The sequence below is a fragment of the Pseudomonas sp. RIT-PI-q genome (assembly GCF_001297125.1).
Taxonomy (GTDB): domain Bacteria; phylum Pseudomonadota; class Gammaproteobacteria; order Pseudomonadales; family Pseudomonadaceae; genus Aquipseudomonas.
Window position 1 is genome coordinate 1 of the sequence record NZ_LHPC01000046.1, and the last position, 13,708, is coordinate 13,708.

At 60.2% G+C, this 13,708-nt stretch carries 14 protein-coding genes; 6 read left to right on the forward strand and 8 right to left on the reverse strand.

What is annotated here, in order from left to right; all coding sequences use genetic code 11:
• Nucleotides 1-176 precede the first annotated feature (176 nt).
• The 3 genes from AEQ67_RS24375 to AEQ67_RS24385 all read right to left on the reverse strand — a co-directional run bounded on the left by AEQ67_RS24375 (nucleotide 177) and on the right by AEQ67_RS24385 (nucleotide 1,325).
• Nucleotides 177-464 (reverse strand): hypothetical protein, encoded by a 288-nt coding sequence (locus AEQ67_RS24375; RefSeq protein WP_059406354.1) that lies wholly within the window; start codon nucleotides 462-464, stop codon nucleotides 177-179.
• 335 nt (nucleotides 465-799) lie between these two features.
• Nucleotides 800-1,000: an antitoxin PaaA2 family protein gene (locus AEQ67_RS36020; protein ID WP_059406355.1), complete on the reverse strand. Its 201-nt coding sequence runs from the start codon at nucleotides 998-1,000 to the stop codon at nucleotides 800-802.
• A gap of 31 nt (nucleotides 1,001-1,031) precedes the next feature.
• Entirely contained in the window at nucleotides 1,032-1,325 is a 294-nt protein-coding gene (locus AEQ67_RS24385) for a hypothetical protein (protein ID WP_059406356.1), read from the reverse strand.
• A gap of 548 nt (nucleotides 1,326-1,873) precedes the next feature.
• On the opposite strand from AEQ67_RS24385, the gene AEQ67_RS24390 reads away from it, so the two are divergent.
• From AEQ67_RS24390 to AEQ67_RS24400, 3 genes are all read left to right on the forward strand, one after another.
• Nucleotides 1,874-3,829, forward strand: coding sequence for a RecQ family ATP-dependent DNA helicase (locus tag AEQ67_RS24390; protein WP_059406357.1), 1,956 nt, complete (start codon nucleotides 1,874-1,876; stop codon nucleotides 3,827-3,829).
• Nucleotides 3,830-3,897: 68 nt separating this feature from the next.
• Complete coding sequence (locus tag AEQ67_RS24395) at nucleotides 3,898-5,124, forward strand: 3-hydroxyacyl-CoA dehydrogenase (protein WP_059406358.1); 1,227 nt, start codon at nucleotides 3,898-3,900, stop codon at nucleotides 5,122-5,124.
• Nucleotides 5,125-5,297: 173 nt separating this feature from the next.
• Nucleotides 5,298-5,729 carry an acyl-CoA thioesterase gene (locus tag AEQ67_RS24400; RefSeq protein WP_152974904.1) on the forward strand — a complete coding sequence of 144 codons (432 nt, stop codon included), beginning with the start codon at nucleotides 5,298-5,300 and terminating at the stop codon, nucleotides 5,727-5,729.
• Between the two features lie 69 nt (nucleotides 5,730-5,798).
• Here the strand turns inward: AEQ67_RS24400 and AEQ67_RS24405 are convergent, their stop codons facing one another.
• The 4 genes from AEQ67_RS24405 to AEQ67_RS24420 all read right to left on the reverse strand — a co-directional run bounded on the left by AEQ67_RS24405 (nucleotide 5,799) and on the right by AEQ67_RS24420 (nucleotide 10,774).
• Nucleotides 5,799-6,278 carry a glycine zipper domain-containing protein gene (locus AEQ67_RS24405; RefSeq protein WP_059406359.1) on the reverse strand — a complete coding sequence of 160 codons (480 nt, stop codon included), beginning with the start codon at nucleotides 6,276-6,278 and terminating at the stop codon, nucleotides 5,799-5,801.
• A gap of 331 nt (nucleotides 6,279-6,609) precedes the next feature.
• Nucleotides 6,610-8,958 (reverse strand): FdhF/YdeP family oxidoreductase, encoded by a 2,349-nt coding sequence (locus AEQ67_RS24410; RefSeq protein WP_059406360.1) that lies wholly within the window; start codon nucleotides 8,956-8,958, stop codon nucleotides 6,610-6,612.
• Nucleotides 8,955-9,794 carry a formate dehydrogenase accessory sulfurtransferase FdhD gene (gene fdhD, locus AEQ67_RS24415; RefSeq protein WP_059406361.1) on the reverse strand — a complete coding sequence of 280 codons (840 nt, stop codon included), beginning with the start codon at nucleotides 9,792-9,794 and terminating at the stop codon, nucleotides 8,955-8,957. The genes AEQ67_RS24410 and fdhD overlap by 4 nt, the downstream gene beginning before the upstream one ends.
• A gap of 92 nt (nucleotides 9,795-9,886) precedes the next feature.
• Nucleotides 9,887-10,774 carry a LysR family transcriptional regulator gene (locus AEQ67_RS24420; RefSeq protein ID WP_059406362.1) on the reverse strand — a complete coding sequence of 296 codons (888 nt, stop codon included), beginning with the start codon at nucleotides 10,772-10,774 and terminating at the stop codon, nucleotides 9,887-9,889.
• A 136-nt stretch (nucleotides 10,775-10,910) separates the two neighbouring features.
• Here AEQ67_RS24420 and lysM point away from each other — a divergent pair, with 136 nt between their 5' ends.
• Nucleotides 10,911-11,351, forward strand: a complete 441-nt coding sequence (gene lysM, locus AEQ67_RS24425) for a peptidoglycan-binding protein LysM (RefSeq protein ID WP_059406363.1) — start codon at nucleotides 10,911-10,913, stop codon at nucleotides 11,349-11,351.
• A 127-nt stretch (nucleotides 11,352-11,478) separates the two neighbouring features.
• Here lysM and yrfG read toward each other — a convergent pair whose 3' ends face one another.
• The gene (gene yrfG, locus AEQ67_RS24430) at nucleotides 11,479-12,141 is read right to left on the reverse strand and encodes a GMP/IMP nucleotidase (protein WP_059406364.1); all 663 of its coding nucleotides are present in this window, start codon (nucleotides 12,139-12,141) and stop codon (nucleotides 11,479-11,481) included.
• A gap of 90 nt (nucleotides 12,142-12,231) precedes the next feature.
• Here yrfG and nudE point away from each other — a divergent pair, with 90 nt between their 5' ends.
• Both nudE and cysQ read left to right on the forward strand, forming a co-directional pair.
• Entirely contained in the window at nucleotides 12,232-12,798 is a 567-nt protein-coding gene (gene nudE / locus AEQ67_RS24435) for an ADP compounds hydrolase NudE (RefSeq protein WP_059406365.1), read from the forward strand.
• Nucleotides 12,795-13,622: a 3'(2'),5'-bisphosphate nucleotidase CysQ gene (gene cysQ / locus AEQ67_RS24440; RefSeq protein WP_059406366.1), complete on the forward strand. Its 828-nt coding sequence runs from the start codon at nucleotides 12,795-12,797 to the stop codon at nucleotides 13,620-13,622. Before nudE ends, cysQ begins: the two co-directional genes overlap by 4 nt.
• Nucleotides 13,623-13,708: the final 86 nt, after the last annotated feature.

A 13,708-nucleotide genomic window follows, 5' to 3' on the forward strand; every position in this document is an offset into this window, starting at 1 on the left:
AGTTTGATTCGTTGATCCATTGGGGACTCTCGATTCCAGGGCATGGTCAGGCACCTCCTGACCGTATTTCATACCTGTAAACGATGTCTCCGGTTTAAAACGTAAAGGATGTCTCCGGTTTCTACCCAGGCAAGCCAGCTCCCACAAGGGTTCGGCTTGCCGCGCAGTGCGTAGCTTTAGGCTGGGGCTTTCCAGCCCATCAGGCGTTGCTGGGCGACTTTGAGCAGGTCGCAGCCGTCTTGGGTCAGCAGGTAGAGCGCGTGGGTGATGTGGGGGATGTCTTCGATGTCACCGTCGAGGAAGCTTTGGCAGTGCAGGGTTCGGAGCAGCTCGCTGGAGGCTCGGATGCGCTGGAGGGCGGCTTCGAGGATGTCTTGGGGGTGAGCTTCTGTGTCGATGATCAGGGGCGGGGAATCGGTGAGGTTGGTTTGGAGAGGGCGGTAGCGATCAATGGTGAACTTCATGATGTGTGATCTCGAATGCGTCAGAAGGAGTCGCCGCCATCGTGACCAAGCGATGGGAGGCGACTGTGTTCAGGTTGGTCAACCGGTGAGATCACACGCTTACCCGGTACGCCCGAGGACGTCCCAAACACAGCCGCCATAAAGCGTGCTGACGCAAAAAGCGCCGGCAGCATACAACGGGTGCGTGCGGAGATCTAATTCAGGTGACCAAACCTGAGTCGCTGAATTGGCAGCGACAGTCCGACTATAGGTAGCGTCACTGGTTGGCGATAGTCGACAAAGAGTCTTCTCTTGTAGGACCGTGCCGAAGCTTTGATAGGGCGTTGCTGACGGACTTATCGCTTCCGCAGTTTTTCGCGTTTGATTGCCATCAGGCGTTTGGCTTCTTCATCTGGAATGCTTGGGCGAGGGTCGTCGATGCTGGCTTGTACTTGTGCTCTGAACCATGCGTCGTAGGCGGCTTTTTCGAGTTGTTTTTGATCGTCGGGCATTTTGGTTTTCTTCATGTGGATCGCGTTATCGTTCTTCGCGGGCAAGCCTCGCTCCTACAGGGATTGTGGTGAGGCTTTAGATCGTGGTGGGTTTTGGTAGGCGTTGACGGGCGATTTCGAGGAGTTCGTTGCCGTCCTGGGTCAGCAGGTACAGCGCGCTGACGATGTTGGGGATGTCGCTTACGTCGGACTGTTTGAAGCACAGGCAATACAGCGTTTCGAGCAGGTCGCTGGCGGCGCGGATGCGTTGGCGGGCGGCGTCGAGGATTTCGAAGGGGTCGGCTTCGGTGTCGATGAGCAGCACCGGGGTTTCGCTGTAGCGGGATTTGAGTGGGCGATAGCGGGCATTTGATGGATCGGGGTTGTTCATCGAGGTCAGTCCTTTGGGGGATCGGCAGTCTCGCCGGCAGGCCGACACACTGTTTCAGCCGCGCCGGAAACTATAGAAGGGTGTGTTGTTGTGCGACAAGACGGCTGTGATGGACAGGTTTTGTAGGGGGATTACGGGCATTTTGGGAATTGGCCTACGTGCTGGGGGAGGTTTTTTACTGGGGAATGGCTGTTGGTAAAAAGGCTTACGGGGTTGTCAGGTGTTGCGCGGCGAATCTCGCTCGGGGGTGCGTCAGACTGTGTAGGGCATTTCTAAGTTTGCGGTGATGTTGCTGGCCTCTTCGCGGGCAAGCCCGCTCCCACAGTGGTCGCGGGTGGTTCACAGACTTGCGCTCCATACCGGAAACCTGTGGGAGCGGGCTTGCCCGCGAAGGCGGCCTTACAGACAGCCCCATTTCTCAAGCCCTACAAACCCGCGGAGCCATCCGCTGTATCATCCCGTATCTTTTTTGCCCCCGACCTTTTCTCGACTCGCTGCGATCGCCAGCTAGGCTTTGGGCTTCGCAGCGGTCAACGGAGTGACAGCTTATGCACAACACCCTGGAACAGGTTTTCGGTTTTTCACAGTTTCGGCCCGGCCAGGAGGCGGCGGTCAGCGCGGTGCTGGCCGGGCGCTCGGCGGCGGCGATTTTCCCCACCGGCTCGGGCAAGTCCCTTTGCTATCAATTGTCGGCCCTGTTGCTGCCGCACCTGACGCTGGTGGTCTCGCCGTTGTTGGCGTTGATGCAGGATCAGTTGCTGTTCTTGCAGCGCCACGGCATCTCGGCGGGCAGCATCGATTCGGCGCAAAGCCGCGATGACGCCAGCGACGTGATGGCGCGTGCAAAGTCCGGCGAGCTGAAGATTCTGATGATTTCCGTGGAGCGCCTGAAGAACGAGCGCTTCCGTAATTTCTTGCAGCAGGTGCCGATCTCGCTGCTGGTGGTGGATGAGGCGCACTGCATCTCGGAGTGGGGCCACAACTTTCGCCCCGACTACCTCAAGCTTCCCGACTATCAGCGCCAGTTCAACATCCCGCAGGCGCTGCTGCTGACCGCTACCGCGACGCCGAAGGTGATCGCCGACATGGAAGCCAAGTTCGCCATCGCCCCTGAGGACGTGGTGACCACCGGTTTCTATCGACCGAACCTCAATCTGCTAGTGGAACCGGTACGCGGTCAGGACAAGCGCCGACGCCTTGTCGAATGGATGAGCCAACGTCCCGATCAGCCAAGCATTGTCTACGTCACCCTGCAAAAAACCGCAGAGCACATTGCCGAACACCTGGGCCGAAATGGCATTCAGGCAGAGGCCTACCACGCCGGTTTGCCCCACGAACAACGGGAAGCGATCCAGAAACGCTTCATGGGCGGGCAGTCCAATTGCATCGTCGCCACCATCGCCTTTGGCATGGGCATCGACAAGAGCGACATCCGCAACGTGGTGCATTTCGACCTGCCAAAATCCATCGAAAACTACAGCCAGGAAATCGGTCGCGCCGGGCGTGACGGGCAGCCGTCCGACTGCCTAGTATTGGCCAACCGCGACAGCCTCAACGTGCTGGAAAACTTCGTCTACGGCGACACGCCGGAACAGGACGGCATCCGTTGTGTGCTCGACGAGTTGCAAGCCGCTGCGCCCGATGGGCAGTGGGAATTTCTATTGGGACCGCTGGCAGACCAGAGCAACATCCGCCTGTTACCGCTCAAAACCTTGCTGGTGCAACTGGAGCTGCGCGGGATCATCGCGCCGCGTTATGCCTATTACGCCGAGTACCGCTTCAAATACTTGCAGGAACCGGAAGCCTTGCTGGCTCGCTTCGAAGGCGAGCGAAAGGACTTCGTCGCGGCAATCATCCAGACGTCCAGCCGCGCGCGGACCTGGGCCACGGTGAACTTCGACGCGCTGTACGAGCAGCATCAAGCCGAGCGTGATCGGGTGGTCAAAGCGCTGGATTACTTCCAGGAGAAGGGTTGGGTCGAACTTGAAAGCAAGCTGATGACCGAAGTCTACAGCCTGTTGCAAACCGACTTTGATGCCCAAGCCCTGAGCGAAGAGCTTCACGCCTACTTCACCCGCCACGAACACACCGAGATCGCACGGATACACGCCATGCTGGATTTGTTCGCCACCGAGCAATGCCTGGGTTATCGCCTGGCCGCGTACTTCGGCGACGAAAACGCGCCGCAGCAGTGTGGGCATTGCTCGGTGTGTCACGGGGATGTGGCGCGATTGCCAGAGCCACCGGAATTGCCGGCGCTTGTGGATAAAAACTTTGAGGCGCTGTGTGGCGATTTTATCCACAGGCACGAACAGCACACCGGCAGCGTTCCTTCGACTGAGCGCGTGACGCGGTTTTTGTGCGGGATCAGTGTGCCGTTGTTTACCAAACTCAAGGCGCGGTCGATTCCGGGGTTTGCGGCGTTGGAGCAGTATCCGTATGGCGAAGTCCGGGCATGGGCGGAGGCGCATCCATCCGCTGAATGTCGCTCATCACAGGAATAAATTTCAAAAAAGCCCGGTGGCTGACTATGGTGAGGGCTGTCTTTGGATCGCCAACAAGAGAACAAAACATGAGCCAGACACCGTTCAACATTCAGCGCGCCGCCGTGATCGGCGCGGGCACCATGGGCCGTGGCATTGTCATGTGCCTGGCCAATGCCGGGGTGCCGGTGCAGTGGGTCGATAACAATCCGCAGATGCTTGAGCAGGCATTGGCCACTGTGGCCGAGACTTACGCCCACAACGTAAAGCAGGGGCGGATCGATCAGGCCGAGGCGGATGCGCGTGTTTCTCGGGTAACGGCGGCTGCCAACTACGCGGCGATCCGCGATGTCGATCTAGTGATTGAAGCGGTTTACGAAAACCTCGAGCTCAAGCAGAAAATCTTCCGCGAGCTGGACGGGCTGCTCAAGCCGGAAGCGATTCTGGCCAGCAACACCTCAGCGCTGGATATCGACGCCGTCGCCGCAGCCACGCGCCGTCCGCAACTGGTGCTGGGCCTGCACTTCTTCAGCCCGGCGCACATCATGAAACTGCTTGAGATCGTCCGTGGAGCACAAACCGCCCCGACGGTGCTTGATGCGGCGCTGGAGCTGGGCAAGCGCATGGGCAAGGTCAGCGTGGTGTCGGGCAACTGCCACGGTTTCATCGGCAACCGCATGCTGCATCCGTATGTGCTCGAAGCGCGCAAGATGCTGCTCGAAGGCGCTTATCCACAGCAGATCGACGCGGCGCTGCAAGGTTTTGGCTTCGCCATGGGGCCGTTCCGTATGTACGACGTGGTCGGCATCGATCTGGAATGGCGTGCCCGGGAGCTGGCCGGCAAAGGCCAGGATGCGCCGGAAGTGCAGGTGGACAACCGTTTGTGCGAGCTGGGGCGTTTTGGCCAGAAGAGTGGCAACGGCTATTACCACTACGAGCCGGGCAGTCGTCAGGCTGAGCACGATGTGGAGGTCGATGCGCTGGTGCTGCAGGTCAGCGAGGGGTTGGGCTTCCAGCGTCGCGAGATCGGGCCTGAGGAGATTCTGGAGCGCTGTTTGCTGGCGCTGGTCAATGAAGGGGCGAAGATCCTTCAGGAAGGGATTGCCGAATCGGCCCATGACATCGATCTGGTGTACCTGAATGGTTACGGCTTCCCGGCGGACAAGGGTGGGCCGATGGCCTGGGCGGATCAGCAGGGGTTGGCGGATATTCATCAGCGGTTACTGGCGCTGGAGACGCGGCAGGGTGATCAGTGGAAACCGGCGCGGTTGATTGGGGAGTTGGCGGCGGTGGGTAAGGGGTTTACTGACAAGTGATTTCTGTAGCGCCTGTGAGGGCGCCTTCGCGGGCAAGCCCGCTCCCACAAGGTTTAATGGTGTTCACACGCTAAATGTTTCACTGCAATCTCTGTGGGAGCGGGCTTGCCCGCGATGAACGATGACGCGGTTTAAGCCTTAGACTGGCAATCCAACTTCAGGAATCGACACTGATGTCCAACCCGATGCCCCAACGCACCGACTACCCGCACTTCCAGCCCATCACCACCCGCTGGCACGACAACGATGCCTATGGGCACGTCAACAATGTCACCTACTACAGCTTTTTCGACACGGCGGTGAACACCTACCTGATCGAAGTTGGCGGGCTGGATATTCATGACGGTGAAGTGGTGGGTTTTGTGGTGAGTTCGGCCTGCGATTACTTTGCGTCGATCGCTTTCCCGGATCGCATTGAGACTGGTCTGCGGGTCGGCAAGTTGGGTAACAGCTCCGTTCAATATGAACTGGCTGTGTTCAAGCAAGGGGATGACGAAGCCTGCGCTGCGGGGCGTTTCGTCCATGTGTTTGTGGATCGTTTATCGAATCAGCCGGTGGCCATTCCTGCCGGGTTGCGCGGGGCATTGGAGCGCTTGGTGGTTTGACGGGCAAAAAAAATCGCAGCCCTTGGGCTGCGATTTTTTGATCTACCTGTCCGCGAAACCGTTCCGGTCTCAGCGACGATGGCGGTAGTACTTGTGATGCTTGCGATGGCCGTAGTGGTGACCACGATCGTGGTGGTCGCCACGGTAACGGCGATCACCACCGCCGCGACGATCGTCATCGTCGTCATCGCTCTTGTTGCCCATGTAGTTACCCAGCGCGCCACCGGCGCCGCCGCCTGCTGCGGAGCCGATCAGGCTGCCGGTGGTGCCGCCCATGCTGCGGCCGACCACGTTACCGCCCGCTGCGCCCAACGCACCGCCAATGGCGGCTTCGCCACGGCTGCGTTTGTCTGCGCCAACGGCACTACCACCCGCGCCGCCCAGGGCCGCGCCAATGGTGGAACCTGTATTGCCGCCTAGTGACTGACCGACGACCGAGCCAAGAACCCCGCCCAATGCGCCGCCCACACCTGCTTCGGTGGTGCCGCCGGCAGAAGCGAAGCCACTGACCAGGCCAAGGGACAACAAGAGAATCGAGGAGAACTTCATAGAGGAACCTCAAGGGGATGACGGCGCGATCCTGAGGCTGTGTCGGGGGGCTGACAATCGAAATCCGACGAGTAACACGACTTGAGCACATTTCTATAAGTTGCTGTTTTTTGGGCGGAACTTAAGTGTTTTTCGCCGGTCTTTAGCTACTTCGGATAGGCCGTTTTTGTTAGAAAACGGCCTTTTTTGTGGGCGATTGGAAAGTGTTCGAAGGGTTCGCAAACAGGCGTTGACCGGTCGGACGCCTTCGCGGGCAAGCCTCGCTCCTACAGGAGTCGTTCACCCTGTAGGAGCGAGGCTTGCCCGCGAAGAGGCCAGCCCCGCTGCCGCGTTAAGCCGACTTGGCCCTAATCAACCCGGTCGCACTCGCCATTTCCAACCGGCTCGCCACAAACTTCGACGTCGGCGTATGGCTGCCATCCCCAGTGCTCTCCAGCGGCACCAGCGGATTCACCTCGGGGTAGTAAGCCGCCGCTTGCCCCGCAGGAATATCAAACGCCAGCAGCGTGAAGCCCTTCACGCGACGCTCTACACCATCATCCCAGATCGACACGATGTCGGCCTTCTGCCCCGGCTTGAAGCCCAGGCGAATGATGTCCGCCTCGTTCACAAACAACACATCACGCTGACCTTTCACGCCGCGATAGCGGTCATTGAGGCCATAGATCGTGGTGTTGTACTGATCGTGGGAACGCATCGATTGCATGATCAGGTCCGGCAATACGCCCGTGGCGCGAGTGCGTTCGTGCACCAGGTGCTTGGGTAATTGGTTCGGGCGGAAATTGGCCCGGCCTGACGGGGTGTTCCACTTGCGCGCGCCGGCACTGTTGCCTAGGTAAAAGCCACCCGGATTCTTGATCTTCTCGTTGAAGTCCTTGAAGTTGGGAATGGTGTCGGCAATCAGGTCGCGGATACGCCTGTAGTCGGCTACCAGCCAGTTCCAATCCACCGGGTGGCTGCCCAGCGTGGCGGCCGCGATGCCGGCAATAATCGCTGGCTCCGAGCGCATCTGGTTCGACAGCGGCTCCAACTGGCCGTTGGAGGCGTGGACCATGCTGAACGAGTCTTCGACGGTCACGGCTTGAGGGCCTTCGGTTTGCCGGTCGATATCGGTCCGGCCCAGGCACGGCAGGATCAGCGCGTCTTTACCGTGTGCCAGGTGGCTGCGGTTGAGCTTGGTGCTGATCTGTACGGTCAGGTCGCAATTGCTCAAGGCCTGGAAGGTACGCGGACTGTCCGGCGTTGCCTGGGCGAAGTTGCCGCCCAGGGCGATGAACACTTTTGCCCGGCCTTCGGCCATGGCATGGATGGCCTCGACCACGTTATGGCCGTTTTCACGCGGCACCTTGAACTGGAAGCGCCGCTCCAGGGCATCGAGGAACGCCACCGGTGGACGCTCGTTGATGCCCATTGTGCGGTCGCCCTGCACGTTACTGTGGCCGCGCACCGGGCACAGGCCTGCGCCCGGCCGGCCGATGTTGCCGCGCAGCAGCATCAGGTTGGCGATTTCCTGGATGGTCGCCACCGAATGGCGATGCTGGGTGATGCCCATCGCCCAGCACATGATCACGTTCTTGCCTTTGGCATACATCCGCGCCGCTTGCTCGATCTCGACCAGGGGCAGGCCGGATTGCTCGACGATCTGCTCCCACGAGGTGTCGTCGACGATGCCCAGGTATTCCAGCACGTTGACGCTGTGTTCATTGAGGAAGTCGTGGTCGAACACGGCAGGCTCACCCGCCTTTTGCGCATCGCGCTCCCATTGCAGCAGGAACTTGGCCATGCCGCGCATGATCGCCATGTCGCCGCCCAAGGCCGGACGGAAGTACGCGGTGTTGGTCGGCTTGTCGCCGTTGGTGAGCATTTCGATCGGGTGTTGCGGGTGCTGGAAGCGTTCCAGACCGCGCTCTTTCAGCGGGTTGATGCACACCACCTGCGCACCGCGTTTCACCGCTTCGCGCAGCGGTTCGAGCATCCGTGGGTGGTTGGTGCCGGGGTTCTGGCCCCAGACGAAAATCGCATCCGCATGTTCGAAGTCGTCGAAGGTCACGGTGCCTTTGCCGACGCCAACACTCTGCGCCAACGCCACGCCGCTGGCCTCGTGGCACATGTTCGAGCAATCGGGGAAATTATTGGTGCCATAGGCGCGCACGAACAATTGATAGAGGTACGCCGCTTCGTTGCTGGCACGTCCCGAGGTGTAGAACTCGGCCTGATCGGGACTCGACAAGCCGCGCAGATGCTTGGCGATCAGGGCAAACGCATCCTCCCAGCTGATCGGTTGATAGCGATCGGTTTCGGCGTTGTACTTCAATGGCTCGGTCAGGCGACCTTGATATTCAAGCCAATAGTCGCTCTGCTCCAGCAACTGGGTGACGCTGTGTTTGGCAAAAAACTTGCCGTCTACACGCCGCTTCGTTGCTTCCCAGTTCACCGCTTTGGCGCCGTTCTCGCAGAACGCCACCATGCCGGCTTCATTGGAATCGCCCCAGGCGCAACCGGGGCAGTCGAAGCCGCCGTTCTTGTTGGTCTTGAGCATCATGCGCAGGTTTTTCAACGCGTTGTCGCTGGTCAACCAGGCCTGGGCGACGCTGATCAGTGCGCCCCAGCCACCGGCCGGGCCTTTGTAAGGCTTATATCGAGGGACGGGTGTCTGGTCGGCTTGACGGTGTTGACTCACGCTTGATTCTCCAACGCTGGGCTGTAGACCCGCGGCGCATTCTTCTGAGGCAGATGGATGAGATTGAGGTTGTGACGACGGGCCCATTGCACGGCAAGGCCCGTGGGCGACGACAGGCTGACGAGGGTCTGGATGCCTGCGCGCAGCACTTTCTGGATCAGTTCGAGGCTGCAACGGCTGGTGACAATCGCCAGCCCACCGGCCATCGGGATCTTTTGCCGGATCAACCCGCCGATCAGTTTGTCGAGGGCGTTGTGCCGGCCGATGTCTTCGCGCCCCAGCAGCAGTTCGCCCTGAGCGTTCATAAACACCGCCGCGTGCACCGCGCCGGAATACTGGCCAAGTGGCTGGAACGCACCGATGCGCTGACGCAGGCCATCGAGCCATTCGGCGGGTGGCAAGGGTGCGCCGGGCAACACCTTGAGGTCGGGCAATGCCTGTTCCACCGCTTCCACACCACAGAGCCCGCAACCGCTGGTGCCAGCCATTTGCCGACGCTGCTGCTTGAGGTTCCAAAAGGCGCGGTTGGCGATGGTCACTTGCGCGTACTGCGCCGAACCCGAGCCGCTGAGTTGCAGGTCATAGATGTCGGCGGCGTCTTCGATGATGCCGCTGCCGAGGCTGAAACCGACGATGAAGTCTTCCAGGTCCGTCGGTGTCACCAGCATCACCGCCTGGCTGATGCCGTTATAGGCGATCGCCAACGCCACTTCCTCGGCCAGCGCGGTGCTGTCCGATTCGCCGTGTTGGAGGTTGCTGTAGCTGTACGTTTGGCTGGCGGCGGGCGCTGGCGTTTCGAGGGCAGGCGCCGCGCAGACAGGGCGCTTGGCGTTCATGGCATCACCGACGGTTTGATTAGCTTTAAGCCTAGGCGCGTCAACTTGTCGCGTCTAATCGCTATTACTGATCTACCGATAGATGCCGTCGATCAAGACTCCGGCAGCGATTGTTGAAGAATCGCGAAACAGGCTTCCGCGAGCGCCGAACGTGGAGCGCTGCGACGCATGATCAGCCCCAGCCGCGCGAGGGTCTGGGCGTTTTCGATGGGTTGCAGACGTAGATGATCGGTGAGGTTTTCGAGGCCGCCGTTGAGCGGCATCACCGCGCAGCAGAGTCCGCCGTGCACCGCTTGTAACAATTGATGGACGGCATCGGTCTGCAACAACGGCTGTGGGGTGAGACCGCGGCTGTGGAAATTGTGGTCGATGGACTGGCGGAAATGCATGCCGCTGGTGAGCATGCCCAGCGGCAGTTCGATCAACGACTCCCAACTGAGCGGCGCGTCGCCGAAACTGAAAAAGCGCTGATCGTAGAGCAGGCCCATGCGGGTTTCGCTGAAGGTCAAGGAGTCGAAGCGCTCGCCGTCCAGACGCTCGAGGTACGACACGCCGAGGTCCAGACGATTGTTTGCCAGTTGTTCGAGGATCTGCTCGGAACTGAGGGCCGAGAGTTCGAAACGCAGATTCGGGTGCTCGGCGTGCAAGCGTTGCATCAGCGGCAGCGGATCGAAACTCGACAGCGGCACCACACCCAGGCGCAACGTGCCGACCAGATTGCCGCGACAGGCTGCCGCCTCGGCGTATAAACCATCGTAGGCCGCCAGCACGGTACGGGCCCAGGCCAACACCCGTTCACCCGGCGCGGTGAATCCTTCAAAGCGTTGGCCGCGATTGACCAAGGGCAGTTCGAGTTCTTCTTCGAGGCTGCGCAAGCGCATGGACAGGGTCGGTTGGGTGATGTGACAGCGCGCCGCGGCCTGGCCGAAATGTCGGGTTTCGTCGAGGGCGATGAGGAATTTCAGCTGCTTGATGTCCATCTTCGCTCCGGGGCGCGTGAAGGTGCGGATTCTAGCGCCTGGGGGGCGCCGGCGTCATTGGTCGGCTCGTAACCTTGAGTGGCGGGCGTGGTCTAGGCTTTTGCGTCTGGAACCCAAAACCCAAGGAGAGTGCACCATGAGTATTTTTAGCTTTGTGAAAGAAGCAGGCGAAAAGCTTATCGATCTGCTGACGCCGGGCAACGCCAATGCCAGCGAGCAGTTGAAGGAACATATCAGCAAGGTCGGCCTGGGTAACCCGAATGTGCAGGCCACGGTGGATGGCGACAAGGTCACTGTGACCGGTGAAGTGGCGAGCCAGGAAGAGAAGGAAAAAATCCTGCTGGCCGTGGGCAACATTGCCGGTGTCGGTAGCGTGGATGACCAGATTACGGTGACCGGGCCGGTTGCGAAGGCTGCGGTATTTGTGACGGTCGTGAAGGGCGATACCCTTAGCGCGATTTCCCTGCGCGTGTATGGTGATGCCAACAAGTATCAAAAGATCTTCGAGGCCAACAAGCCGATGCTCAAGGATGTGAACAAGATCTATCCGGGGCAGTCGTTGCGGATTCCTGAGTAAGGTTCAAGACCGTGTGATGGCCTTCGCGGGCAAGCCTCGCTCCTACAGGTTTTGAGTCGTTCGCGTGATTTGTGTACGACACAAAAACCTGTGGGAGCGGGCTTGCCCGCGATGCAGACAACTCGGTCTAGAGCCCTGCAATCAACCCCCGATAACCCCCAACCGCCGCAAACTCCGCCGTATCCTTCGGCCCTTTGCGGCTGTCCGGCTCGCTCACCGCCAACAAATGCGCCACGCCGAAATCCCGCGCACTGCGCAGAATCGGCAGCGTATCGTCGATAAACAGGCTGCGCGCCGGGTCAAACCCGATATCCGCCTGCAAGGCATCCCAGAACTGCGGGTTTTCCTTGGCGAACCCGTAATCGTGAGAACTGATCAAACGCTCGAAGTACGGCGCCAGTTCGATTCTCTCCAGCTTCAACGACAGCGAATCACGATGGGCATTGGTGATCAGCACCACGCGCTTGCCGGCCTGTTTGATCGCCGCCAGAAAGGTATCCGCATCCGGGCGCAGGGCGATCAGGTGCGCGGTTTCCAGCTTCAATTCACGTACCGGCAATTTCAGCTCGGCGCTCCAGAAGTCCAGGCAATACCACTGTAACTGGCCAGCATTGCGTTCGAACAGCGGCTGCAACTCCATCTCGGCCATCGCCCGACTCACCCCGTGCAACTCGGCGTAACGCTGGGGCAGGTGCTCCATCCAGAAATGGTTGTCGTAGTGCAGGTCCAGCAGCGTGCCGTCCATGTCCAGCAAAACGGTGTCGATGTCGCGCCAGGGCAGCAGGGACATAAAAAACTTCTCCAGCGGTAAAAAAGATATCCGAGGTCAACAATCAGGATAGGCCGGGTATAGTAACCCGCTATCGCCAAGGAGCCGCTCATGCGCCAGAAACCCACCATACTCGCCCGCGAGATCGTCGCCACCAGCCGTTTATTCTGCGTCGAAGAGCTGAAGCTGCGCTTTTCCAATGGCGTGGAGCGCACTTACGAGCGATTGGTCGGCAAAGGCGCCGGGTATGGCGCGGTGATGATCGTGGCGATGCTCGATGCCGACCACGCGGTGCTGGTCGAAGAGTATTGCGGTGGCACCGATGAATACGAACTGTCCCTGCCCAAAGGCCTGATCGAGCCGGGCGAGGACGTGCTGGCGGCGGCCGAGCGTGAACTCAAGGAAGAGGCCGGGTATGGCGCGCGGCAATTGGAGCATCTGACCGAGTTGTCGTTGTCGCCCGGTTACATGAGCCAGAAAATCCAAGTGGTATTGGCCACCGATCTGTACGAAGAGCGCCTTGAAGGCGACGAGCCCGAGCCGATGGGCGTAGACAAGATCAACCTGCGTGAACTGTCGGCGCTGGCGCAGAACCCGCGATTCACCGAGGGCCGTGCCTTGGCGGCGCTGTACCTGGCCCGTGACCTGCTGACGCAGCGTGGGGTGTTCCAGCCATGAATTTCCCTCATCCGTTGATGGCGCCAGTGGTTGAACTGGCCTTGAAGGCTGGCGACGCGATCCTGCCGTTCTGGCGCACCGGCACGGCGGTGACCGCCAAGGCGGATGATTCGCCGGTGACCGCAGCAGACCTGGCCGCTCACCACTTGATTCTGGCCGGGCTGACAGCGCTGGACCCAAGCATTCCGGTGCTGTCCGAAGAAGACGCCAATATTCCCCAGAGCGTGCGCGCCGGGTGGCAGCGTTGGTGGCTGGTGGACCCGCTGGACGGGACCAAGGAGTTCATCTCTGGCAGTGAAGAATTCACCGTCAACATTGCGCTGATCGAGCAGGGGCGCGTGGTGTTTGGCGTGGTATCGATGCCGACCAATGGGCGTTTCTACGTCGGTGGCGCCGGTCTGGGTGCGTGGCGTGGCGATAAAGACGCGCAGCCGTTGCCGATTCAGGTGCGCGACGTGCCGGCGGCGGGCGAGGCGTTCACGGTGGTGGCCAGTCGTCGGCATTCCAGCCCTGAGCAGGAGCGTTTGTTGGCCGGGCTGAGCGACAGTCTGGGTGAGCTGCATTTGGCCAACATCGGCAGTTCGCTGAAGTTCTGTTTGCTGGCGGAAGGGGCGGCGGATTGTTATCCACGGCTGGCGCCGACTTCGCAGTGGGACACGGCGGCTGCGCAAGGTGTGCTGGAAGGGGCGGGTGGTGAGGTGCTGGATTTGAGCGGTCAGCCGTTTTGTTATCCGGCGCGGGAATCGCTGCTGAATGAGTTCTTTTTGGCGCTGCCGGCGAAGGCTGCTTGGCGGGAGAAGTTGTTGGAACTGGCTCGGGCGTAGAGATCAAAAGATCGCAGCCTCGTTTTACTCGACAGCTCCTACACAGGGGGACGCGTTTCTCTGTAGGAGCTGTCGAGTAAAACGAG